This window comes from Mesorhizobium sp. P160927 (assembly GCF_057766385.1).
This window is the reverse complement of record NZ_JBYMDW010000001.1, coordinates 1,505,951-1,528,288: the sequence shown is the minus strand read 5'-3', so window position 1 is coordinate 1,528,288 and position 22,338 is coordinate 1,505,951. Positions and strand designations below refer to the sequence as shown.

At 64.2% G+C, this 22,338-nt stretch carries 20 protein-coding genes and 1 tRNA gene; 16 read left to right on the top strand and 5 right to left on the bottom strand.

The genetic code is table 11. The features are described 5' to 3' along the window. Positions 1-24 precede the first annotated feature (24 nt). From AC3CB8_RS07600 to AC3CB8_RS07585, 4 genes are read left to right on the top strand one after another with little or no spacing between them, the layout of a single operon-like run. Positions 25-1,119, top strand: coding sequence for a microcin C ABC transporter permease YejB (locus AC3CB8_RS07600; RefSeq protein WP_015314055.1), 1,095 nt, complete (start codon positions 25-27; stop codon positions 1,117-1,119). Next, positions 1,119-2,264, top strand: coding sequence for an ABC transporter permease (locus tag AC3CB8_RS07595; protein WP_023772644.1), 1,146 nt, complete (start codon positions 1,119-1,121; stop codon positions 2,262-2,264). Before AC3CB8_RS07600 ends, AC3CB8_RS07595 begins: the two co-directional genes overlap by 1 nt. Further along, the gene (locus tag AC3CB8_RS07590; protein ID WP_352563247.1) at positions 2,261-3,892 is read left to right on the top strand and encodes an ABC transporter ATP-binding protein; all 1,632 of its coding nucleotides are present in this window, start codon (positions 2,261-2,263) and stop codon (positions 3,890-3,892) included. Before AC3CB8_RS07595 ends, AC3CB8_RS07590 begins: the two co-directional genes overlap by 4 nt. Before the next feature lie 30 nt (positions 3,893-3,922). Beyond that, positions 3,923-4,864 (top strand): 2-hydroxyacid dehydrogenase, encoded by a 942-nt coding sequence (locus tag AC3CB8_RS07585; RefSeq protein WP_023772642.1) that lies wholly within the window; start codon positions 3,923-3,925, stop codon positions 4,862-4,864. A gap of 13 nt (positions 4,865-4,877) precedes the next feature. On the opposite strand, the gene AC3CB8_RS07580 is transcribed toward AC3CB8_RS07585, so the two are convergent. The 3 genes from AC3CB8_RS07580 to AC3CB8_RS07570 form a co-directional block, all read right to left on the bottom strand. Next, on the bottom strand, positions 4,878-5,405 hold the full coding sequence (locus AC3CB8_RS07580; protein ID WP_023792516.1) for a P-loop NTPase family protein: 528 nt from the start codon (positions 5,403-5,405) through the stop codon (positions 4,878-4,880). A 14-nt stretch (positions 5,406-5,419) separates the two neighbouring features. Next, positions 5,420-5,779: a hypothetical protein gene (locus AC3CB8_RS07575; RefSeq protein ID WP_023772640.1), complete on the bottom strand. Its 360-nt coding sequence runs from the start codon at positions 5,777-5,779 to the stop codon at positions 5,420-5,422. Positions 5,780-5,887: 108 nt separating this feature from the next. Further along, positions 5,888-6,802, bottom strand: coding sequence for a class I SAM-dependent methyltransferase (locus AC3CB8_RS07570; protein WP_023772639.1), 915 nt, complete (start codon positions 6,800-6,802; stop codon positions 5,888-5,890). A gap of 150 nt (positions 6,803-6,952) precedes the next feature. On the opposite strand from AC3CB8_RS07570, the gene AC3CB8_RS07565 reads away from it, so the two are divergent. From AC3CB8_RS07565 to AC3CB8_RS07555, 3 genes are read left to right on the top strand one after another with little or no spacing between them, the layout of a single operon-like run. Next, on the top strand, positions 6,953-7,963 hold the full coding sequence (locus AC3CB8_RS07565; protein ID WP_023772638.1) for a ligase-associated DNA damage response exonuclease: 1,011 nt from the start codon (positions 6,953-6,955) through the stop codon (positions 7,961-7,963). 4 nt (positions 7,964-7,967) lie between these two features. Next, positions 7,968-9,569 (top strand): cisplatin damage response ATP-dependent DNA ligase, encoded by a 1,602-nt coding sequence (locus AC3CB8_RS07560; RefSeq protein WP_352563318.1) that lies wholly within the window; start codon positions 7,968-7,970, stop codon positions 9,567-9,569. A 44-nt stretch (positions 9,570-9,613) separates the two neighbouring features. Then, positions 9,614-10,432, top strand: coding sequence for an isocitrate lyase/PEP mutase family protein (locus AC3CB8_RS07555; protein WP_352615793.1), 819 nt, complete (start codon positions 9,614-9,616; stop codon positions 10,430-10,432). A gap of 54 nt (positions 10,433-10,486) precedes the next feature. Here the strand turns inward: AC3CB8_RS07555 and AC3CB8_RS07550 are convergent, their stop codons facing one another. Continuing rightward, complete coding sequence (locus AC3CB8_RS07550; protein WP_023772635.1) at positions 10,487-11,635, bottom strand: hypothetical protein; 1,149 nt, start codon at positions 11,633-11,635, stop codon at positions 10,487-10,489. A gap of 288 nt (positions 11,636-11,923) precedes the next feature. On the opposite strand from AC3CB8_RS07550, the gene AC3CB8_RS07545 reads away from it, so the two are divergent. From AC3CB8_RS07545 to AC3CB8_RS07505, 9 genes are all read left to right on the top strand, one after another. Further along, positions 11,924-11,999, top strand: a tRNA-Thr gene (locus AC3CB8_RS07545). A 660-nt stretch (positions 12,000-12,659) separates the two neighbouring features. Next, entirely contained in the window at positions 12,660-12,848 is a 189-nt protein-coding gene (locus AC3CB8_RS07540) for a YodC family protein (protein WP_023772633.1), read from the top strand. 235 nt (positions 12,849-13,083) lie between these two features. Further along, positions 13,084-13,500 (top strand): EF-hand domain-containing protein, encoded by a 417-nt coding sequence (locus AC3CB8_RS07535; protein WP_023772632.1) that lies wholly within the window; start codon positions 13,084-13,086, stop codon positions 13,498-13,500. Positions 13,501-13,533: 33 nt separating this feature from the next. Further along, entirely contained in the window at positions 13,534-14,088 is a 555-nt protein-coding gene (locus AC3CB8_RS07530) for an RNA polymerase sigma factor (RefSeq protein WP_352563250.1), read from the top strand. Between the two features lie 110 nt (positions 14,089-14,198). Further along, positions 14,199-14,651, top strand: coding sequence for a hypothetical protein (locus AC3CB8_RS07525; RefSeq protein WP_352726549.1), 453 nt, complete (start codon positions 14,199-14,201; stop codon positions 14,649-14,651). Further along, the gene (locus tag AC3CB8_RS07520) at positions 14,648-15,109 is read left to right on the top strand and encodes a periplasmic heavy metal sensor (RefSeq protein ID WP_352563252.1); all 462 of its coding nucleotides are present in this window, start codon (positions 14,648-14,650) and stop codon (positions 15,107-15,109) included. Before AC3CB8_RS07525 ends, AC3CB8_RS07520 begins: the two co-directional genes overlap by 4 nt. A 107-nt stretch (positions 15,110-15,216) precedes the next feature. After that, positions 15,217-15,498: a GCG_CRPN prefix-to-repeats domain-containing protein gene (locus AC3CB8_RS07515; RefSeq protein ID WP_352547635.1), complete on the top strand. Its 282-nt coding sequence runs from the start codon at positions 15,217-15,219 to the stop codon at positions 15,496-15,498. A 118-nt stretch (positions 15,499-15,616) separates the two neighbouring features. Further along, positions 15,617-17,122: a DUF1800 domain-containing protein gene (locus AC3CB8_RS07510; RefSeq protein WP_352563253.1), complete on the top strand. Its 1,506-nt coding sequence runs from the start codon at positions 15,617-15,619 to the stop codon at positions 17,120-17,122. A gap of 46 nt (positions 17,123-17,168) precedes the next feature. Further along, positions 17,169-18,407, top strand: a complete 1,239-nt coding sequence (locus AC3CB8_RS07505) for a DUF1501 domain-containing protein (protein ID WP_352563254.1) — start codon at positions 17,169-17,171, stop codon at positions 18,405-18,407. A gap of 52 nt (positions 18,408-18,459) precedes the next feature. Here AC3CB8_RS07505 and AC3CB8_RS07500 read toward each other — a convergent pair whose 3' ends face one another. Then, on the bottom strand, positions 18,460-21,870 hold the full coding sequence (locus AC3CB8_RS07500; protein WP_352563255.1) for an acyl-[ACP]--phospholipid O-acyltransferase: 3,411 nt from the start codon (positions 21,868-21,870) through the stop codon (positions 18,460-18,462). Between the last annotated feature and the right edge of the window lie 468 nt (positions 21,871-22,338).

The following is a 22,338-nucleotide window of genomic DNA, read 5'->3' as shown; positions in this document are numbered from 1 at the left end:
AGCCCCGCGAGGGCAGAAGGCCTGATGGGCGCCTATATACTGCGCCGCATCCTTTTGATGATCCCGACCCTGTTCGGCATCATGGCGATATCGTTCGCCGTCATCCAGTTCGCGCCTGGCGGGCCGGTCGAGCAGGTCATCGCCAAGCTGACCAACCAGGGCGGCAGCGACCGCCTCGGCGGTGGCGGCGGCGATGCAGGCGGCTCCAATTTCGATGTCGCCGGCGATGTCAGCTCGAAATATCGCGGCGCCCAGGGTCTCGATCCGGAATTCATCAAGAAGCTGGAGAAGCAGTTCGGTTTCGACAAGCCGCCGCTCGAGCGCTTCGGCATGATGCTGTGGAATTATGCCAGGTTCGATTTCGGCAACAGCTATTTCCGCGACATCTCGGTGCTCGACCTGATCCTCGAAAAGATGCCCGTATCGATTTCGATCGGGCTCTGGATCACTTTGTTGTCCTATCTGATCTCGATCCCGCTCGGCATTCGCAAGGCGGTGAAGGACGGCACGCCCTTCGACGTCTGGACCAGTGGCGTCGTCATCGTCGGCTATGCCATTCCGGGCTTCCTGTTCGGCATCCTTTTGATGGTGCTGTTCGCCGGCGGTTCGTTCTGGGACTGGTTCCCGTTGCGCGGCATCGTCTCGGACAATTGGGATCAATTGTCGTGGCCGGCCAAGATCGTCGATTACTTCTGGCACATGACGCTGCCGCTGACGGCGCTGGTGTTGTCGGCCTTCGCAACGACCACGCTTTTGACCAAGAACTCCTTCCTGGAGGAAATCCGCAAGCAGTATGTGGTGACGGCGCGCGCCAAGGGCCTGTCGGAACGGCAGGTGCTTTATGGCCACGTTTTCCGCAACGCCATGCTGATCGTCATCGCCGGCTTCCCGGGTGCGTTCATCTCGGCTTTCTTCACCGGATCGCTGCTGATCGAGAACATCTTTTCGCTCGACGGGCTCGGGCTGCTCGGCTTCCGGTCGGTGGTCGAGCGCGACTATCCCGTGGTGTTCGCCAACCTTTATATCTTCTCGCTGCTTGGCCTTTTCGTCGGGCTCCTGTCCGACCTGATGTACACCTGGGTCGATCCGCGCATCGATTTCGAGCGGAGAGACATCTGATGTCGGAGGCAAGCGTCACCGCCGGTGTCTTGCCGGAGCGGCTCCCGCGGCCGTTCCTGTCGCCGCTCAACAAGCGCCGCCTGCAGAATTTCAAAGCCAACCGGCGCGGCTACTGGTCGCTGTGGATTTTCCTCGTGCTGTTCGTGCTGTCGCTGTTTGCCGAATTCATCGCCAATGACAAGCCGATCATCGCTTCCTACAAGGGCGAGATCCTTTTCCCGGTGATGGTCGCGTACCCCGAGGAAAAATTCGGCGGCTTCTATGCCGTCACCGATTACCGCGACCCGGTTATCCAGGACGAGATCAACGCCCATGGCTGGATGATCTGGCCGCCGATCCGCTATTCCTACCAGACCGTCAACAACGCCATTCCGGAAGCAGCGCCGGCCAAGCCATCATGGGAATATGATGCCAAGACGCGCTGCAACCAATATCCACAGGGAGCCGATGACCCGGCCTGCAATGTCGGTAACTGGAACTGGTTCGGCACCGACGACCAGGCGCGCGACGTGCTGGCGCGCGTCATTTACGGCTTCCGCATTTCGGTGCTGTTCGGCCTGATCCTGACCGCGGGTTCGGCGCTGATCGGCGTCGGCGCCGGTGCCTTGCAGGGCTATTTCGGCGGCTGGACCGATCTCCTGTTCCAGCGCTTCATCGAGATCTGGTCGGCCATACCAGTGCTCTATCTGCTGCTCATCGTCGCCGCCATCCTGCCGCCGGGCTTCTTCATCCTGCTCGGCCTGATGCTGCTGTTTTCCTGGGTGGCGCTGGTCGGGGTGGTGCGGGCGGAGTTCCTGCGCGCCCGCAACTTCGAATATGTCAACGCGGCGCGCGCGCTCGGCGTGCCCAACCGCACCATCATGTTCCGGCATCTGCTGCCCAACGCCATGGTGGCGACATTGACCTTCCTGCCCTTTTTGCTGAGCGGCTCGATCTCGACGCTGACCTCGCTAGACTATCTCGGCTTCGGCCTGCCGCCCGGCTCGGCATCGCTCGGCGAACTGCTCAAGCAGGCGCAGCGCAACCTCAACGCGCCTTGGCTCGGCATTTCCGGCTTCGTCGTCATCTCGCTGATGCTGTCGCTGCTGGTTTTTGTCGGCGAGGCGACGCGCGACGCCTTCGATCCGCGCAAGACGTTCAAATGAGCGATGCTCCCTTGCTCAGCGTACAGGACCTCAGCGTCGCCTTCAGCCAGGGCGGAGGCCAATCTGTCGCCGTCGACCATATCTCGTTCGACATCGCCAGGGGCGAGACGGTGGCGCTGGTCGGCGAATCCGGCTCAGGCAAATCGGTCTCGGCGCTGTCGGTGCTGAAGCTGCTGCCCTACCCCAGCGCCAGCCATCCCTCGGGCAAGATCCTGTTCGAGGGTGCCGACCTGCTCGCCATGAGCGAGAAGCAGTTGCGCCAGGTGCGCGGCAACAAGATCACCATGATCTTCCAGGAGCCGATGACCTCGCTCAATCCGTTGCACACGATCGAGCACCAGATCGTCGAAATCCTGAAACTGCATCAGGGCATGGCCGACCGACCGGCCAAGGCGCGCACGCTGGCCCTGCTCAACGAGGTCGGTATCCGCGATCCGCAGAAGCGGCTGGACGCCTATCCGCATCAGCTGTCCGGCGGCCAGCGCCAGCGCGTCATGATCGCCATGGCGCTCGCCAACGAGCCGGAACTGTTAATCGCGGACGAGCCGACGACCGCGCTCGACGTCACCGTGCAGGCACAGATTCTCGAACTCCTCGCGGGCCTCAAAAGCCGCAAGGTCATGTCGATGCTGTTCATCACCCATGACCTCGGCATCGTGCGCAAGATCGCCGACCGGGTCTGCGTGATGACCAAGGGCAAGATCGTCGAGACCGGACCGACCAAGGACATCTTCGCCAACCCTCAGCACCCCTATACGCGCCATCTTCTGGCCGCCGAGCCGAAAGGCAAACCGCCGGCCGCCAATGCCGACGCCAAGCCTGTCATGACCGGCAAGGACATCAAGGTCTGGTTTCCGATCAAGCAGGGGTTCTTCCGGCGCACGATCGATCATGTGAAGGCGGTCGACGGCATCGACGTCACCGTGCGCGCCGGCCAGACGCTGGGCGTGGTCGGCGAATCCGGTTCGGGCAAGACGACGCTCGGCCTGGCGCTGGCACGCATGATCTCGTCGACCGGGACGATCCAGTTCAACGGCCGCGACATCAACCAGCTCACCTTCAACGCCATGCGACCGCTCAGGCGCGAATTACAGATCGTCTTCCAGGATCCGTTCGGCTCGCTCAGCCCACGCATGTCGATCGCCGAGATCATCGAGGAAGGCCTGAAGATCCACGAGCCGAAGCTGTCGCCCGACGAGCGAGACGACAAGGTGGCCGCCGTGTTGAAGGAGGTCGGGCTCGATCCGGCGACCCGCAACCGCTATCCGCACGAGTTTTCCGGCGGCCAGCGCCAACGTGTCGCCATCGCCCGCGCCATGGTGCTCAACCCGCGCTTCGTCATGCTGGACGAGCCGACATCGGCGCTCGACATGAGCGTGCAGGCGCAGGTCGTCGACCTGCTGCGCAATTTGCAGGCCAAGCACGACCTCGCCTATCTTTTCATCAGCCACGACCTCAAGGTCATCCGGGCGCTGGCCAATGACGTTATCGTCATGCGCAACGGCCAGATCGTCGAAGCCGGCCCTTCCGAACAGATTTTTGAAAATCCGCAAACCGACTATACTCGGGCTCTGATCTCGGCCGCCTTCAAGATCGAGACGGCGCCGACGGGCGTGGTCAGCGAGTGATCCGCACAAGGAAGGGCTGAACGAACCGCGATGGAAAAAGGCCGCATCCTGCTTGCCGTCACCGGCTTTCATCCGCAGCGCTGGCGCGACCTGTTGTCGGCCGAGCGCGAGGTGGTGCTGGAACCGGATGGAGCCAAGGATCCCTCGATCACCTATGCGGTGGTGTGGAAGCAGAAGCCTAATTTGATGTCGTCGCTGCCTAATCTGCGCGCCATCTTCTCGATCGGTGCCGGCGTCGACCATATCTTCGCCGATCCCGGCCTGCCGGACGTGCCGATCGTCAAGGTGGTCGCCGACAACCTCACCCAGTACATGACCGAGTACGTCGTCTGGCGGGTGCTCGATCACCATCGCCAGGGCCTGCTCTACCGGTCGCAGCAGCCAAAGAAGATCTGGCACGAGCCGCAGCAGAGGCCGGCCGGTGACATTTCCATCGGCATCATGGGACTCGGCAGTCTCGGCCGCGCTGCAGCCTCGGCGCTGCTGTCGCTGGGCTTTGCGGTCAATGGCTGGTCGCGCACGGACCGGCCAATGGAAGGGGTGGCGACGTATGGCGGCGAAGCCGGGCTGATTCCGTTCCTCAACGCCACCGACATTCTGGTCGTGCTTCTGCCGCTGACGCCGGACACGCAAGGCATCATAAACTACGGCGTGCTGAAGGAATTGAGGAAACGCAACGGACTCGGCGGCTCGGTGCTGATCAATGCCGGACGCGGCCGCCTGCAGAAGGACGCCGACATCGTGCGCGCTCTGGATGACGGCACGCTGAAGGAGGCGAGCCTCGACGTGTTCGAGGTCGAGCCGCTGCCGAAGACGAGCCCGTTGTGGAACCACCCGAAGGTGTTCGTGACTCCGCATGCCGCGGCGACCTCCGATCCAGCCCATCTGGCGCCACTCATGCTGCGCCAGATGGATGCTTTCGAACGCGGCGAAAAGCTCGACAATCTGGTGGACCGCAAGGCAGGATACTAGCCAGACGTCCTCGTCACCTGGCCAAATCCCAGTCCTGAAAACATTTCTTGATCACCCGGACCGACGACAGTTGCAGCTTCGGCAAGTCGAGCTGCTCGAACGCCACCCGGGATCTTGAGCGGTTTTTCGGCGTGGTCACTGCAATGTGGTGGATCATGTCCCATTTGATGCTGTCGCGCCCACCCTCCAAGGCTCCGCGTCTCTCCTTCTCGAACAACGTACGCCTGAAATAGCGCAGCAGACTTGCCGGGGTGGAAATGTCCAGCAGGATCAATCCGGTCGCGCGCTGGAAGCGTTGCGGCATGCAAACCGAATAATTTCCGTCCATCACCCACCGCTCGCCGGCAATCGCGGCGTCATGCAAGGCAATGAACTCGTCCCTCGGACGCTGCACCCAATCCGTGTTGGGCAGGTGAAAGAGCAGATCAAGATGAATGGGTGTAAGGCCACGCTTGCGCGCGATCGCGTCGGCAAGCGTCGACTTGCCGCTGTTCGATGGCCCCAGGATGCAGATGCGGTCGCCGAGGTCCGAGAGCTTCATCTGGGCAACATGCATCAGCCAGGCAGAGCGAACTTCTTCTGCTTGTCCGGTTTGCCGCAGTCGCGGCGATCGATCGACCGGTTCATGGCATCGATTTCGCCTGACGCCTTGTCGCTGTCGCGTTGAGCCTTGGAACGCATGTCGGGCGTGAACGGGCCAAAGCCCATGGCGGGATTGGAAAAGGTCGGCTTGGCGGTCGTCGGGAGATTATATTGCTGCGCCAATCCGTTGCGCTGCGCCAGCAGCTGATCGCATGGCACGCTGTCATATTGCAGCGATGACTCGACGTTGGCGTCCTGCCGCTCGGACGCTGAATTGCCCACGCAGCCGGCTGCCGCCAGGCAAGAGGCCAATATCATCATGTTCCAGCGCATCCGATATGCTCCTCCTGATATCCCGCCCTGATGCGACCAGATCGCAAATATCAGTCGCGCACGCAAATCGGACTTTTTCGCAGCAGCAGGATGATGGTCATGCACGCCTCAAGCTGCGTGAGCCTTGCGTGCCACAACGGCCAGCCCTTTGACAGGCTCACTGCGATCCTGCCGGATGGTCGTTGGCTCCAGCGCCAGGATCGAAAGCCCGTTGGCCCCGAGGGTCCGCCTGATATAGGGTTCCGAATGGGCGTAGCGTCGGGAAGGCTGCAGCGCGAAGTCGCCGCTTGCTAAACTCTCGACTGAAAAGGCAAACAGGCCACCCTCGGCGAGCAGGCAGGCGACCGTCCCGATCAGGCCTTCCAGCGCGCCGATGTAGATCAGCACGTCGGCTGATGTCACCAGATCGGCCTTGTCGCCTGAATGGGAAAAATCCTGCAAATCCGCTTTCGTCAGCGCGTCGTAGATGCCCTTTGCCCGCGCCTTCTTCAGCATCCTTGCCGAGATGTCGATTCCCACCAGCCGGTCGACGATCGGCCTCAGCTTCTCGCCCATCAGTCCGGTGCCGCAACCCAGGTCGAGCGCCAGGCGGAGGCGGCCCGGCCTTGCCTTGCGGATGGCAGCGTCGAGCACCTCGGGCAACCGGTAATCGAGCTTGCCGACCAGCATCTCCTCGAATGTCTCGGCATAGTGGTCGAACAGCGTTTCGACAAAGGCGCTGGGCGGCGCCGCGGCGACCGGACCTTTGCCGATCAGCTGCAATTTGAGGGCCGCGCCCTGGCGATCGGCCGGATCGAGTTTCAGCGACATGGCCCAGGCCTGCGCCGCCAGGTCGAGCCTGCCCGATGCCTCCTGCATTTCGCCAAGGCGAAACCAGCCCATTGCCCAGCGCGGCGCCAGCTCCAGTGCGCCAATCAGCAACTCGGCCGCGGCCGCGTGGTCGCCGGAGGCAAACAGCATCTCGGCATAGTCGGCACGACGATCGGCGTTCAGATCGCCCGATGAGGTCTGAAGCGGTTTCATGATGATGGTTTCCACCTGCAGGGAGCCGGCCGCCCATCTGTGTAGAGCAAAGAATGCCTAAGCAGAACCGAATTGGAAAGGCTTTGCCCGGGAGTCAGCAGTCGCGAACAACAGGCTTTCCGCGCCGGAATTATATCCTATCTTGGGACCATGCGCGCCAGCGACCTGCTTCATCCCCGGCCCGAAGGCCTCTACTGCCCGCCGGGCGATTTCTTCATCGACCCGGTGCGGCCGGTGAACCGGGCGCTGATCACGCACGGCCATTCCGACCATGCGCGTTCCGGCCACTGCTCGGTGCTTGCGACACAGCAGACGCTCGACATCATGGGACTTCGCTACGGCGAGGATTTCGCGGGGACGACGCAGGCAGCCAGGCTCGGCGAGACGATTGCCCTCAACGGCGTCGATGTCAGCTTTCATCCGGCCGGCCATGTGCTGGGTTCGGCGCAGATATCGGTCGAGCATCGGGGCAGGCGCATCGTCGCCTCCGGCGACTACAAGCGGCGGAAAGATGCGACCTGCGCGCCCTTCGAGCCGATCCGCTGCGACATCTTCATCACCGAGGCGACTTTCGGCCTGCCGGTGTTTCGCCATCCGGCAGACACGGAAGAGATCGCCCGGCTGCTGAAATCGGCGGCGCAATTCCCGGAGCGCTCGCATCTGGTCGGGGCTTACGCGCTGGGCAAGGCGCAACGCGTAATGCGGCTGTTGCGCGACGCCGGTTACGACAAGCCGCTCTACATCCATGGCGCGCTGGCCAAGCTCAGCGCGTACTACCAGAGCCAGGGCATCGATCTCGGCGATCTCGAGCCGGCGACGGTGGAGAGCGGGGCCAAGCAAGATTTCGCGGGCGCCATCGTGGTCGGCCCGCCATCGGCCTTCGCCGACCGCTGGGCGCGGCGCTTTCCCGATCCGATCTCGTGCTTCGCGTCGGGCTGGATGCGCATCCGCCAGCGCGCCAAGCAAGGCGGCGTCGAACTGCCGCTGATCATCTCGGACCATGCCGACTGGGATGAACTCACCGCCACCATCAAGGAGACCGGAGCCGCCGAAATCTGGGTCACGCATGGCCGCGAGGAAGCGCTGGTGCGCTGGTGCGAGCTGGAAGGCATCGCGGCACGGCCGCTGCATCTGGTCGGTTATGAGGATGAGGGCGATTGAGGGCATGAACCGCTTCGCCGAGCTTCTCGACCGCCTGGTGCTGACGCCGTCGCGCAACGGCAAGCTGACCCTTTTGACCGACTATTTCCGCAGCGTCGAGGATCCCGATCGCGGCCTGGCGCTGGCGGCCATCACCGGCGATCTCAGGATTGCCGCGGTCAAGCCGGCGATGCTGCGCACGCTGGTCACCGAACGCATGGACCCGGTGCTGTTCGGCTATTCCTACGATTATGTCGGCGACCTCGCCGAGACGGTGTCGCTGGTCTGGCCGCAAACGCCTGGCAGGATGGCCAACCGCGAGCCGACGCTTGGCGAGGTGGTGGCCAAGCTGCAGGCGGCAAGCCGCTCGGATGGACCGAAGGTGCTGACGGGGCTGCTCGACAGCGCCGGCATCTCGGCGCGCTTTGCCATCATCAAGCTGGTCACTGGCGGCCTGCGCATCGGCGTCTCGGCGCGGCTGGCCAAACAGGCGCTGGCCGATTTCGGCAAGGTCGACGTCGCCGAGATCGAAGAGCTCTGGCATGGGCTATCGCCGCCCTACACGGCGCTGTTCGCCTGGCTGGAAGGCAAAGCCGAAAAACCGCGCAACACGGCGATGGCGCTGTTTCGCCCGGTCATGCTGTCGAACCCGGTCGGCGACAGCGACCTCGAAAAGCTCGATCCCGCCGACTACGCGGCAGAATGGAAATGGGACGGCATCCGGGTCCAGGCGGTGGCCGAAGGCGGCATCCGCCGGCTCTATTCGCGCACCGGCGATGATGTCTCAGGGGCCTTTCCGGATCTCGCCGACGCCATGCATTTTTCCGCCGCGCTCGATGGCGAATTGCTGGTCGGCGACCTGCGGGCGGCGACGGGAACCTTCTCGGACCTGCAGCAACGGCTGAACCGCAAGACGGTGACGCCGAAGATGCAGCAGCAGTATCCAGCCTTCATGCGCTGTTACGACGTGCTGCAGATCGGTGCCGAGGATCTGCGCGGATTGTCCTTCGCCAAGCGACGCGGCCGGCTCGAAGCCTTCATCGGGACGCTCGACCCCAGCCGCTTCGATCTCTCACCCTTCGTCGCGTTCACGGACTGGCAATCGCTCGAGGACCTGCGCCGTGCGCCGCCGCATCCGATCATCGAAGGCGTGATGCTAAAGCGCTGGGATTCGCCCTATGTCGCCGGCCGGCCTAAGGGTCCATGGTTCAAATGGAAGCGCGATCCGCATACGGTGGACGCCGTACTGATGTATGCCCAGCGCGGCCACGGCAAGCGCTCGAGCTTCTATTCCGACTACACGTTCGGCGTTTGGTCCGGGGCCGAGGGCGAGGAGGAACTCGTGCCGGTCGGCAAGGCCTATTTCGGATTCACCGATGAAGAGCTGAAGCAGATCGACAAATATGTCCGTGACAACACCCTCGAGCGTTTTGGACCGGTGCGCTCGGTGCGCGCCGACCGCGACAATGGCCTGGTGCTGGAAGTCGCCTTCGAGGGACTCAACCGTTCGACCCGGCACAAATCGGGTGTGGCCATGCGTTTCCCCAGGATTTCACGATTGCGCTGGGACAAGCCGGCCAACGAGGCCGATCGCATCGAAACGCTGCAAGCGCTGCTCGATGGCTAGACCGAAATCCCGAACCGAAAATTCCATTCCAGACAGGAGCGCACATGGTTTCCCGATCCGACAAGGTTGAGTGTTTTCGCGCTCTTCACAAATCCGGCTGCTTCGTGGTCCCCAATCCCTGGGACATAGCCGGCGCCCGGATGATGGTGGGCTTGGGTTTCAGGGCTTTGGCAACAACATCGTCGGGCTATGCGTTCTCAAAGGGCAGGAGAGACGGAGCACTGGAAGTCAGCCGCGACGAGAGCCTGACGTATGCCGCCGAGATAGCAGCTTCGACCGATGTTCCGGTCACCGCTGATTTGGAGGACGGGTACGCGGATACTCCTGAAGGCATTGCCGAGACCGTTCTGCTCGCGGCGAAGGCTGGATTGGCGGGGCTGTCCATCGAGGACCGGCAGCCGAGATCGAATTTGCCGATACGCGATTTCGACGATGCAGTTGCGCGTGTCGCTGCGGCGGCTGATGCCGCGCGAAAACACAACATCGTCCTTACCGCGCGCGCCGATGGCCTCGGCAAGGGGACATATGGTCTCGAACAGGCCATTCGCCGCCTAAAGGCCTTCGAGACTGTCGGTGCTGAGGTCGTTTATGCGCCCGGAGTGCCGGATCTGGCATCCCTCCAGAGGCTTTGCCGCTCGGTCAGTGCTCCTGTAAATCATGTGATCGGCCAAGGTGTCTCCGGATTGACCCTTGACCAGATTGCGCAAGCGGGCGTGCGACGGGTCAGTGTTGGCGGATCGCTTGCCCGCGCGGCCGGCGGAGCGCTGATGTCCATCTGCCAGGATATTGCGACAGGCGACTTCACCGCACTGGAATCTGCTCCGGCCTGGGGTGATCTACGCAGCCCAAAACCGGTGATATAAATCCGTAAGGGGCCGCCTCCGGCCATCACCACCGATGTTCCCCCAGGGTTCGACTCAAGGTTCGACCGAGACACGGATCTCGTAGACGTCGACCGCCTTGCCCTGCTTGTCGAAATCGGAATTGATGGCGATGGTTCCGGCGGACCCCGGATGCTTGTCGGGAAACTTCACGTCGAACAGAAATTCGTTCTTCTGCTGGCCGACCGCGTAACGCTTGCGGCCGCAGTCGCCGAGTTCGCCGAAATTGCAGTCGACGGAGATCTGCGTGTCCTTGCCGTCCTCGGCCCGGGCGATGATGTCGAACACGGCGTGCTTGCCGGCGAGTTTTTCCAGCACGCCCTGGCCGACGTCGAAGGCGATCGCCGAGCCGGAGGCGCCTGACTGGATGCGCAGGAACGGCCCGCTGTCGTCCTTCATCACCTCGGCCTTGGCGTCAGACGGGGCGGCGACATGCGTCGGGTCGGTCGGCGAAAACACATCGATCCAGTCGCGCGACTGGTCCGCGGCACCGGGCTTTGCCGGCGCGTTGGCGCCATCGGCCGGGGTGAAATCGTCGTCCTCGACGGTCGGCGGCGCTTCCGGAGGCGCGGTATTGAGCTCCGCGGCCGTCTTGAACACACCAGTCTGCATGGCAAAGTACAGTCCGATGCCAATCGCCGCGAGCAGCGTCACCGTGAAGAAAATGGCGGTCAGCGGCAGGCGCCGGCCTCGAATGCGTCGCTCATCGCGATCGGGCGCGACTTCCGTCGCGGCACCGGAAGAGGCAGGAACCGACATGTCGATGGCTGGCGCACCCGGCAGAGCCGCATCCGGCATGATGTCGGGAACCACCGGCAGCACGCGCGAGCGCGGCGCGTCGGAAGCGGGCTGCCCGGGACCGTCGACGGTGACAGCGAGCGATGACGCCCTTGGGCCCGCCTCGTCGACCGCTGGCGCTGCGCCGGCAGCGGCCTCGACCGCCGGCGCGTCGATCTGCGGGGCAACGCCCGGCACCGCCGGCAGGTATTCGGATTCGATCTCGGTGATTTTCGCCTGGATCGCCTTGCGGCGCTTGATGGCGACTTCCACGGTCACGCCGGGATTGGCTTGGAGCGCTCGGTCGAGCGCGGCGAAGGCCGAACGATAGACCCTCTCGCGGAACGCACGGTCCTCGGCATTGCCCTTATCCAGGGCGTTCCGGATCGCTTTTTCGATCGCGTCCAAGCGAGATCCCTCTGCAAATTGTCCCAAGCTTTCGTGATGGTTAGCCGCAGGCGACCAATCAATCAACGGGCGGGCAGCCGCATTCTGCCTCGACAGGCCGTCCAAAGGCCATTTTCACGATGTTCCGGCAAACAAAATCGGAACATGTCGGCGATTCCGGCATGCAGAGGCGCCAGAACGCCGGTTTTGATCGGGGCGCGGCCCGTGCATGATTTGCCAAGTCGCATCTTGAATTCGCGTCCGGTTGAGTCTATCACCCTGCCCATCTTGGAGGCCGTGGCCTCCCGGGCCGCTTTAGCTCAGTTGGTAGAGCACATCATTCGTAATGATGGGGTCAGGTGTTCGAGTCACCTAAGCGGCACCAGTTTTTCAACCGATGGTCGAAGCTGCCTGGGCGCGCCGAAGATGGCCGAATCCCGGCCGTTTGCGTTTGCCATGGATGCAAGGAGCTGCCCGCCATCGACAACAACTCGGGACCGGTGCAGGTCTATCCGAAGACCCACGAGCAAGTCGCGACTTCCTCGGGGCCCGGAAACTCGCGAAAGCGAGCAATCCGGGATTTTCAAATCTCAATAACAAATGATGAACCGCGCATTTCTATTTTTTTGGAACAGACACTTGGGTCGCACATTTCCTGCCGACAGTTCCATGGACAGGAGGTTTTGAATTGCCAAGGCGTGTCGACAAGGAAAAGCTGGCAAGAGCGGACCGCGAGGCGAGGCTGGTGCTGGATGCCGAGCGTCACGCAAGGGACGCTAAGACAACCCGCCTGAGGGAGCAGAGACTGCAGCAAGAGGCATTGGCGGACAAATCTCCGCCTGCACGCCGACGGGAGCCGACCGGGAAGCCGACCAGGCGTGTGATCGAGGTGGACTGACCTGCTTGGGCGCCTGGTTTCGCCCCGATGGCGCCGTCAGCGATGCCTCCGCGTTGCCGCATAAGACAGTAGCCCAGCAGACCCATATGCCATTGTCGGAGCCCCGGTTTTGGTATGAAATGTCCGGTGTCAGCATGGGAGGTCCAAATGCCCAACATTTTCAAGACCGGAGACGTCGTCAAGCTGAGGTCGGGAGGCCCGAAGATGACGGTCAGCGACGGCGCCGCTTCCGGCATGTATCTGTGCCACTGGTTCAATAAAGACGGCGATGTATGGACTCCGCAGCATGCCGGCTTCAAATCGGATCAGTTGATAGCCGCCGACCAATCGACGTAATTCTCGCGTCGCCAACGGGCGTGATTCCCGCGTTCGCCAACGGGCGGGCCGGTCCGGCGCAATTCAGATGCGCCGGACGAGGTGTTCTGCCGTACCTTGGGCCGCCAAGGTCCGTCGCCGGCAAGCGGCAAGACAGGCATGGCGACCGACGGATTTCCGCGATCACAACGTTTAACGGTTGAAGCGTGACCCATGGCATTGGGCCGTGGCAATGCGCCAACCGGAGACGTGAAGCATGATACGCCGTTCGATCCTTGCCGCTGCCCTGAGCCTGCTGACCACCGCGGCTCTGGCCCAGACAGCGACACAGCCACCGGCCGCCACACCGCCCGCCGCGACGGCTGCCAAGTCCGACATCACGCTGGCCAAGTTCCAGAAGCGGCGAGAGAAGGCGATCATGGCCGCCGACACGGACGGCGACGGCAAGATCAGCCTGCTGGAATGGGAGGCTTTTCAAGCCAAACGCAACGTCAAGGGCGATCCCGCAAAATCCTTCGCGCGCGTCGATTCCAACCATGACGGCTTCATCGACCGGGCCGAGCTCGATGCGTTCTTCGCCAAGCGCTTTGCCAGGCTGGACAAGAATGGCGACGGCATTCTGACGGGCGACGAGATGCCGGGCCACAAATCCGCTCCCAAGCCAGAGCAATGACCAAGAGGCTATGACGCATGATGGACATTGGGTATGCGCCAGCCCATGAGCCCCGACCCGGACGAGGAGCTGGTTCGCCGGGTCGGCACCGGCGACCCGGCGGCGGTGCGGACGCTCGTCGCGCGCAAGCTGCCGCGCATCCTTTCGCTGGCCGCGCGCATGCTCGGCGATGCGGCGGAGGCCGAGGATGTCGCGCAGGAAACCTTTATGCGCATCTGGCGTCACGCATCGGGCTGGCGGCGCGGCAATGCACGCTTCGACAGCTGGATCCACCGGGTGACGCTCAACCTGTGTTACGACCGGCTGCGCCGGCGCCGGGAGCTGGTGACCGACGAGGTGCCGGACATTGTCGATCCCGCCCCGCTTCCCGATGCCCATCCCGGCGAAGAGGCGCATCGGGTCGAGCAGGCCTTGCAGTCAATCGCGCCGCGCCAGCGCGAGGCGATCCTCCTGGTCTACTATCAGGAGATGTCCAACATGGAGGCGGCCGCGACCCTGGAGATCAGCGTCGATGCCCTGGAAAGCCTGCTTTCGCGCGGCCGGCGGGCGCTGCAGGCGATCCTGGCCAAGGAGAGTGTCGATGAATGAGAAAGCCGCGATCATGTTTGCAAGGCGTTCACCGTACGTCGGGCGCGCCCGGTGGCCAGTTCCCGGAAATCCAACCGGACACGCGGCTCCAACCGGCAAAGGATAGACCGATGTCTGATGGGTCCAGGAACCAACCGGCAATGGATGCCGAGCGCTTTGCGGCTCTGGCGGCGGCCTATGGCGGCGACTTGCGGCGGTGGCCGCAGCCCGACCGCACGGCCGGCGCGATGTTCGCAAGGACCGAGATGGGGGCGGCCATATTGGGGCAGGCAGGCAAACTCGATGCCTTGCTCGACAGCTATGATGTCATGGCGCCCGGCCCGGCGCTGCACGGCGGCATCCTGCGAATGGCCGACCGGCTGCTCGTCCAGCGCCGGCGCCGGCGGGCCTGGTGGCTGGGTCTTGGGCTCGCCGGCATCGGCCTGGCCGGCGTCATCACCGGATTGGCCCTGGTGAGCGTCGTCACGCCGGAGTTTCAGCCCGACCGCTATGTGCTCGATGCCAATGCGACGGCGTTCGGCGATGCCGGGTCCGATGGCGAGACGATCGAGGAGGACCTATGAGCAAGGGCCGCAACCTCGTCATCGCATCCGTGGTGCTGAATGTCTTCCTGGCCGGCGCGCTTGCCGGCGGAGCGGTCTGGATAAGAAGCGGCAAGCCCGGCCAGGGCTATTCGCTGGAAGCCGCAGGAAGCCGGCTTCCCGACCAGGAGCGCATGCTGTTTCGAAAGGCGCTGCGCGAAGTTCGGCGCGAATCCCGCCAGGTCATCCTCGATGGCCAGCAGGCCAGGCGCGAGGCAGCCGACCTGCTTCGTCAGCCGGTCCTCGACACGACGGCCCTGGCGGCCGCGCTGGAACGGGCGCGCAATGCCGACATCGCCGTGCGCACGCGGCTTGAGCAGCGCATCGTCGAGTTCGCGACGGCGGGTTCGACCGCGGATCGCGCCGTGCTCGCGGACGGGCTGGCCAGGCGGGCCGGGCCGAAACCGAAGCCAGAGGCAGAGCCAAAAAAATCGCCGTGACCGCCGACGGAAAACGCCCGCAGGGCCGTTTAACCCAGGGAAGGGCAGCCTGCCGGACCGATCGGTACGTACAGGTTTTCATTCTCGGAGAACATTCGGAGTAACTCATGAACCGTCTGACACAATATGCGGCGGCAGCCGTCCTCGCCTTGACCGGAACCGCCGCAACCGTCGCGACCTCCGCCGCCATGCCGATGGTGGCGCAGCCGGCCGCCCCGGCACTGATCGAGCACGTGGCCTGGGGTTGCGGGCCTGGATGGCATCCCAATCACTGGGGGCGCTGCGTTCCCAACCGTGTTGTGGTGTATCCGCGTTACCGCTATTGGCACGGCCCGGCCTACTACGGCTGGCATCCGCACCGCCACTGGCACCGCTGGCACCGCTGGTAAGCGCGCGGAAGGGCCGGGCGGCATCCGCCTGCCCGGCCGCCTATCCCCGGTTTAAGTGGGGCAATAGCCCGATCGAGCGTCGTGCGCCTCGCGTGAGATCCAACGATGGAGCGTTGACATGGCTGTCGCGACCAAAGGGCCCATTGCGCCAGATCCCGGCCTGCCAGATCCCGCTTTGATAGCCTTCAACCGCTTCGGCCTTGGAGCCCGGCCGGGTGACCGCGAAAGACTGGCCGGCGACCCTCGCGGCTATCTCAAGGCGGAGCTGCGGCGGCCCGACGTCGCCATGATACCGCTCGACGATCCCGCCTATGCCGACCTCAAGGGGAGCACGCCGGCCATCCAGGCCAGCATGGCGGCAAATCTCCAGCGCAAGCGGGACCGGGAGCGGATGACGACGGAGCAGCAGCAAGCGGGCACGCCAGCCGCGGGCCCGGTTATGCCGCCATCCGCCGCACCGGCCACGTCGCCGCCCGTCGCCCCGCCCGCTGCCAAACCCGCCGTGCCGCCTGTCGAAATTATGTTGTTCCGGGCCGAGGCACAGGCGCGCTTCTACAAGGCAATGCAGGCAGAGGTCGGCTTCGTCGAGCGCCTGGTCTATTTCTGGTCGAACCATTTCTGCGTCTCCATCGCCAAGGACAACATCGTTCGCGCCAGCGCCGGGGCGTTCGAACGGGAAGCCATCCGGCCTTTCGTGCTCGGGCGCTTCGCCGACATGCTCATGGCGGTCGAGCGGCATCCCGCGATGCTGTTCTATCTCGACAACCAGCAGTCGATTGGCCCGGACTCCCGCGCCGGCAAGAACCGCCAGCGCGGCCTCAACGAGAACCTCGCCCGCGAGATCCTGGAACTGCACACGCTCGGTGTCGGCAGCGGCTACAGCCAAGCCGACGTGACCAGCTTCGCGCGCATCCTGACCGGCTGGATGATGGCCGGACGGGAAGGACGGCTGGGCGAACCCGGCAGTTCCGTCTTCAACGCCAATGCGCATGAGCCGGGTGACGCGGTGCTGCTCGGCAAGACCTATCCGGCTGGCGGCATGGGCCAGGCCGAGGCCGCGCTCAATGACATCGCCCGTCATCCGGCGACCGCTCGACACATCGCCACGCAACTTGCCCGCCATTTCATAGCCGACGACCCGCCGTCGGCGGCGGTCGCCCGCCTCGCCAAGGTGTTCGCCAAACGCGACGGCAATCTCAGGGCAGTGGCGGCAGCGCTCGTCGACATGCCGGAAGCGTGGTCGACGCCATTGGCCAAGATGCGCTCGCCCTTCGACTATGTCGCGGCCATCCGCCGAGCAGCCGGTCCCGGCCCGACGAACGACCCTGGCCAGTCGCTCAACTGGCTCAACGCGCTGGGCGAGCCGCTCTGGCGACCGCCGGGGCCGAACGGCTTTTCCGACCAGGCGGACAGCTGGGCATCGGCGGAAGGCATGAAGACCCGCCTCGAGATCGCATGGCAGGCCGCCCGGCAAGTGAAGGACATCGGCGACCCCAACGGCATGCTCGACGCGGTCATCGGTCCCTCCGCCTCGCCCGAAACACGCCAGGCGGTCGCCCGCGCGGAGTCCAAGCAGCAAGGACTGGCGCTGCTGCTGTTGGCGCCCGAGTTCCAGCGACGATAGATCGAACGATAGGTCCGGCGCCGACAACGCCCATGGAGACGAAGTCATGAGCCTGCTGTGCGAAACCCCTCACCCGTCCCGCCGCGACGTGCTGACGACCGGCGGCGCGCTGTTTGCCTGGGCCTATCTGCCGCGCTTCGCCCGTGCCGCCGACAACCGCGACCCGCGCCTGATCGTCATCGTGCTGCGCGGTGCGCTGGACGGCCTGTCGACCGTCGGTCCGGTCGGCGATCCCGACTATGCCGGCCTGCATGGCGACATCGCCCTGTCGCTCACCGGCCCGCACCCGGCGCTGCCGCTCGATGCATTCTTCGCGGTCAATCCGGCGATGCCGGTGTTTGCGCGGCTGTTCAAGAACAACAAGGCGGCTGTCGTGCACGCCGCCGCGACCGGCTATCGCGAGCGCTCGCATTTCGATGGCCAGGATGTGCTGGAAAGCGGCTTTGCCGGTCCCGGCCATGTCGCCACCGGCTGGCTCAATCGGGCGCTGGAGAACCTGCCGGCGGGCGACCGCGTAGCGACACTCGGTGGCCTGGCCGTCGGAGCGTCGACGCCGCTGGTGATCCGTGGCGCGGCTCCCGTGCTCGGCTGGGCGCCGCAATCGCTGCCGGCACCGGCCGGCGACCTCGCGCAGCGCGTTCTCGATCTCTACCAGCATCGCGATCCGGTTCTGGCCGTCGCGCTGCAAAAAGGTCTCGATGCCGATCGCATGGCGCTCGACGACCAGATGGGCGCCAGGACGATGAAGCCGAAAGGCGGCCTCGACAGCGCCGCCGGCATACGGCAGGCGGCGCAAGGTGCCGCCAGGCTGATCGCCGCCGATGACGGGCCGCGTGTCGCGGCACTCGCCTTCGACGGCTGGGACACGCATGTCAACGAAGGCGGCGCGACCGGCCGTCTCGCCAGCCTGCTCGGCGGCCTCGACGGGGCCTTCGAGGAATTCGAAAAAGGCCTCGGCGAACGCTGGAAAGATACGGCGATCGTCGCCATCACCGAATTCGGCCGCACGGCGCGGATCAACGGCACGGTCGGCACCGACCACGGCACCGGCACCGTGGTGCTGCTCGCCGGCGGCGCGATCAAGGGCGGCCGCGTCATCGCCGACTGGCCGGGGCTGAAGCCCGCGCAACTCTACCAGCAGCGTGACCTTGCGCCGACCAGCGACGTCAGGGCGGTGCTGAAAGGCCTGCTCGCCGACCAGTTCGGACTTTCGGCCTCGGTGCTCGGCGAGAAAGTGTTTCCGGACTCAGGTGCGGTGAAGCCGATGATGAACCTGACCGCCTGAAGTTCTGGGGCGCCGCGTTCCCGCCGCGGCGCCGTCTCGCTGTCCACCGCGATCAGGCGGCCTCGACCTTGGCTGCCTGCAAGGCTTCGCCGCGCACCAGCCTGGTCACGCCGACGAAGTCGATCTTGCCCGAGCCAAGCACCGGCACATGCGCCACGACGCGCACTTCAGCCGGCACCATCAGGTCCATCGCGCCGCTTGCCTTGGCGAACGCCAGAAACTCGGCGCGCGTCGCTTTCTCGGCCTCGGTGACGAGCACCAGTTTTTCGCCCTTGCGCGGGTCCGGTACGGTCGCGACCGCCGAGAGCGAACCTTTCCACAACTCGCCCGCCAGCGCTTCCACCGCAGCCAGCGAAATCATTTCGCCGCCGATCTTGGCGAAGCGCTTGGCGCGGCCGCGAATGCTGACGAAACCAGCATCGTCGATGCTGACGATGTCGCCGGTGTCGTGCCAGCCATCTTGCAGCGGTTCGAGCACACCCGGTTTTTCGGCCCGGAGATAGCCCGCCATGACGTTGGGGCCGCGCACGAACAGCCGTCCACCGCCCTCGACGCCGATCACCGGCTCCAGACGATATTCCATGCCCGGCATGATTTTTCCGACCGTGCCCGATTTGTTGTACATCGGCGTGTTGATGGAGATCACCGGCGCCGTCTCGGTAACGCCGTAGCCTTCGAGAATGCGCAGGCCGAATTTCTCCATGTAGGTTTCGCGGGTCGAGGCCTTGACCGGCTCCGCACCGGAAAAGCAATAGCGCACCGAGCGGAAATCATAGGGATGCGCTGTACGCGCATAGCCGCTGAGGAAAGTGTCGGTGCCGAAGATGATCGACGCATTCGAGGCATAGACCAGTTCCGGCACGATGCGGTAGTGCAGCGGCGAAGGGTAGAAATAGACCGGGACGCCGGACACGAGCGGCAGCACCGTGCCTGCCGTCAGGCCGAAGGAATGGAAGATCGGCAGAACGTTGAACACCTTGTCGCCCGAATGGAAATCGATGCGCGAGGCGGCCTGCGCGGCGTTGGCCAGGATGTTGCGATGTGTGAGCACGACGCCCTTCGGCGTGCCTTCGGAGCCCGAGGTGAACAGGATCACGGCCGCGTCGGTGGCCTTGCGGGCAACCCTGGGCGTACTCTTGCGCAGCAGGCCGAGCAGCTTGTCCTTGAGGCCGATGGTCGCGCGCAGATCATCGAGCCAGACGATGTTGACCGAGCGGCCGATCTCCTCGACGATCGCGCCAAGCTTGGCCTGCTCGACAAAGGCCCGCGAGGTCAGAATGGTGGTTACCTGCGCCGCCTTGCAAGCGGACAGGATGTTGGCGGCACCGGCGGTGAAGTTGATCATCGCGGGGACCTTGCCGGCGGACATGACGCCGAGCAGCGCGGCACAGGCGCCATTGGCGTTGGGCAGCATGATGCCGAGCGTGTCCTGTCCGGCATAGAGCATTTCGAACTTCTCGCCGAGCACGGCGACAGCCGTGAGCAACTTGCCGTAGCTCAGCGAACCGGTGACCGGATCCTGCACGGCAAGTTGCTTCATGCCGCGCTCGGTCGCCGTCTCGATGATCCTTTCGAGCACGGTCTTGTCAATATGCTGGGTGCGGAAGACGAGGTCGGACATCACCTGGTAGAGCGCGGCGCCGGCGGCGGCGCGCCGCTTGCGTCCCTTCAGCTCGTCGTCGACCTTGAGCCTGACCGGCGGCAGTATGGTCACCTTGACCTTCGGGAACAGGCGGCGGCGCACGTGCTGCGCCGTCAACCGCGAGAAGGGGCTTTTCTCCAGCCCCTCGATGCGGATCGGCACCACCATCGAGCCGGTCCTGTCGGCCACCATGGCGGCGCCGTCATAGACCTTCATCAGCCCGCCGGTGACGGTGATGCGGCCCTCGGGGAAGATGACCAGCGGGTCGCCGTTCTGTACGATCTTGATCAGCGTGCGTGTCGACATCGGCTTGGATGGATTGAGCGGCAGCGCGCGGGTCAGCTTTAAAAACGGCTTCATCCACCAGGCCTGCGCAATGGTATAGTCGATGGCGAAGACCGGCTCCTCATTGGTCAGCGTCAGAGCCAGCGGTCCGTCGAGGAAGCTGACATGGTTCAGCGCCAGGATGGGCGCCGGGCCCGCGGCCTTGAGATTGTCCAGGCCTTCGACTTCCAGCCGGTGGAAGGCGCGGAAAAGAATGGAGACAAAATCGCGGAAGGCATTGGTCGGCAGGTATTTCAGCATCAGCCAGGCGGCGATGGCATTAGCCAGGGCGAGGCCGAACAGGATGCTTCCCGTTGAGACGCCGGCTGCCTGGATGGTAGCGACGAGCAAGCCGCCGACAGTCATGAAGCCGGCGTTGACGATGCTGACTGCGGCGACGACCCGGGCGCGGCGCGCCTCGGGCGACCAGGCCTGCACGGCGGCAAAGGTCGGCACCACCAGGAAGGCGCTGGAGATGGCCATGCCGGCGAGGTCGATCGCAACACGGATGGTGTTTGGCCCGGCGAAGAAGAGGCCAAGGGTTTCGGACCTAGGCGAAGGCTGCATGCTCCAGATGGTCCATGCGAGGTCGAGGCCGAACAGCGCCAGCAGCGCCGTGCCGACCGGTGCGGGCAAAAGCACGATGCGTCCCTGCGACATCCACGCGGCGATTGCCGAGCCAATGGCGATCGAGATAGCGAACACCGCGAGATAGGCGGTGACCGCGATCTCGCCACCGCCGAGCTGATCCTTGACCAGCGTCGGCAGGATGGAAAGGACAATGGCACCGATCAGCCAGAACCAGGACGTCATCAGGCCGGCGCGCCAGATCCGCGTGTCCGTGCGCAATTCGCTGACCTGGCGCCAGGTCGAGCGAAAGACATTGCTGTCGATGACGAGGTCGGGCGCCGCGGAGCCTGTTGAAGGGATGTAGCGGCTGACGAACCAGCAGCCGACGGCGAGGATCATCATGATCGGGCCGAAGACCGAGACGCCGATGCCATCGGCCGAGACGACGCCGCCGGCGATGGTGCCGCCGAGAATGGCGGCGAAAGTCGCCGACTCGATCCAGGCGTTGGCCCCCGGCAATTCCTTGCGTTCGAGATGATCGGGCAGGATGCCGTATTTGATCGGCCCGAACAGCGCCGAGATGATGCCGAACATCAACAACGCTGTCATCAGCACCGGAATGGAGGACAGCGCGATGCCGACGACCGCCACGGCAGCGGCGCCGATCTCGGCAAATTTCAGCCGGCGGGCGATGAGCGCCTTGTCGAAGCGATCGGCGATCTCGCCGCCCAGCGCCGACAGGAGCAGGAATGGAGCCATGAACACGGCGCCGGCCAAAGTGACGAGCGAGGCCGCCTGATCGGCGGCCAGTGTGAAGAGGATCAGGAACACCAGCGTGTTCTTGAGGAAATTGTCGTTGAAAGCGGACAGGAACTGCGTCCAGAAAAGTGGCGCAAAGCGCCGGGACAACATCAGATGCGTGTTCATGGCGATTTCCATTTGGCGGACCATCCGGCACTGTGCCGACGACCCTGCGGGTTGCGTGCGCTGTTTCAATCGCAGAGATATCAATGAGCTGGTTAACTTCCTTACTGCCTGTGACGTTCTCCAGTACTCAGGAGTTGGGACCCTCCACCCTTTTCGGCGTGTCGAGTGTCGTCCTTCGGACGGTGAACGCCGTTCATTTCTCAAACTTATCACTTTTTGAACAATGTTCAACAAGAAAATGAACGACGTTCACAAATACATCACCGAGACGGAATTGTCTTGCCCCCTTGTCATAGATGCCCCCGTTGTGGCCGCTTAGAAAGACGCGCCGACCAAGCAAGCACTATTGGGGTCGGCTGATGACGCGTTCCGGTGTTCGACATGTTTGCAGACGCATACGCTGAGTGCGACCAGGGTTCCTCGCGCGCCGGGACGCGGAGACCGGGAGACGCGGCGCCGTGGTGCTCG

Coding starts and splice junctions, on each gene's coding strand:
- AC3CB8_RS07575 (WP_023772640.1), bottom strand. CDS start 5,779: ATGCGCTGGAACATGATGATATTGGCCTCTTGCCTGGCGGCAGCCGGC.
- AC3CB8_RS07565 (WP_023772638.1), top strand. CDS start 6,953: ATGCGCGCCAGCGACCTGCTTCATCCCCGGCCCGAAGGCCTCTACTGC.
- AC3CB8_RS07570 (WP_023772639.1), bottom strand. CDS start 6,802: ATGAAACCGCTTCAGACCTCATCGGGCGATCTGAACGCCGATCGTCGT.
- AC3CB8_RS07600 (WP_015314055.1), top strand. CDS start 25: ATGGGCGCCTATATACTGCGCCGCATCCTTTTGATGATCCCGACCCTG.
- AC3CB8_RS07520 (WP_352563252.1), top strand. CDS start 14,648: ATGAGCAAGGGCCGCAACCTCGTCATCGCATCCGTGGTGCTGAATGTC.
- AC3CB8_RS07505 (WP_352563254.1), top strand. CDS start 17,169: ATGAGCCTGCTGTGCGAAACCCCTCACCCGTCCCGCCGCGACGTGCTG.
- AC3CB8_RS07580 (WP_023792516.1), bottom strand. CDS start 5,405: ATGAAGCTCTCGGACCTCGGCGACCGCATCTGCATCCTGGGGCCATCG.
- AC3CB8_RS07515 (WP_352547635.1), top strand. CDS start 15,217: ATGAACCGTCTGACACAATATGCGGCGGCAGCCGTCCTCGCCTTGACC.
- AC3CB8_RS07540 (WP_023772633.1), top strand. CDS start 12,660: ATGCCCAACATTTTCAAGACCGGAGACGTCGTCAAGCTGAGGTCGGGA.
- AC3CB8_RS07560 (WP_352563318.1), top strand. CDS start 7,968: ATGAACCGCTTCGCCGAGCTTCTCGACCGCCTGGTGCTGACGCCGTCG.
- AC3CB8_RS07535 (WP_023772632.1), top strand. CDS start 13,084: ATGATACGCCGTTCGATCCTTGCCGCTGCCCTGAGCCTGCTGACCACC.
- AC3CB8_RS07510 (WP_352563253.1), top strand. CDS start 15,617: ATGGCTGTCGCGACCAAAGGGCCCATTGCGCCAGATCCCGGCCTGCCA.
- AC3CB8_RS07585 (WP_023772642.1), top strand. CDS start 3,923: ATGGAAAAAGGCCGCATCCTGCTTGCCGTCACCGGCTTTCATCCGCAG.
- AC3CB8_RS07530 (WP_352563250.1), top strand. CDS start 13,534: ATGCGCCAGCCCATGAGCCCCGACCCGGACGAGGAGCTGGTTCGCCGG.
- AC3CB8_RS07595 (WP_023772644.1), top strand. CDS start 1,119: ATGTCGGAGGCAAGCGTCACCGCCGGTGTCTTGCCGGAGCGGCTCCCG.
- AC3CB8_RS07590 (WP_352563247.1), top strand. CDS start 2,261: ATGAGCGATGCTCCCTTGCTCAGCGTACAGGACCTCAGCGTCGCCTTC.
- AC3CB8_RS07500 (WP_352563255.1), bottom strand. CDS start 21,870: ATGAACACGCATCTGATGTTGTCCCGGCGCTTTGCGCCACTTTTCTGG.
- AC3CB8_RS07555 (WP_352615793.1), top strand. CDS start 9,614: ATGGTTTCCCGATCCGACAAGGTTGAGTGTTTTCGCGCTCTTCACAAA.
- AC3CB8_RS07525 (WP_352726549.1), top strand. CDS start 14,199: ATGTCTGATGGGTCCAGGAACCAACCGGCAATGGATGCCGAGCGCTTT.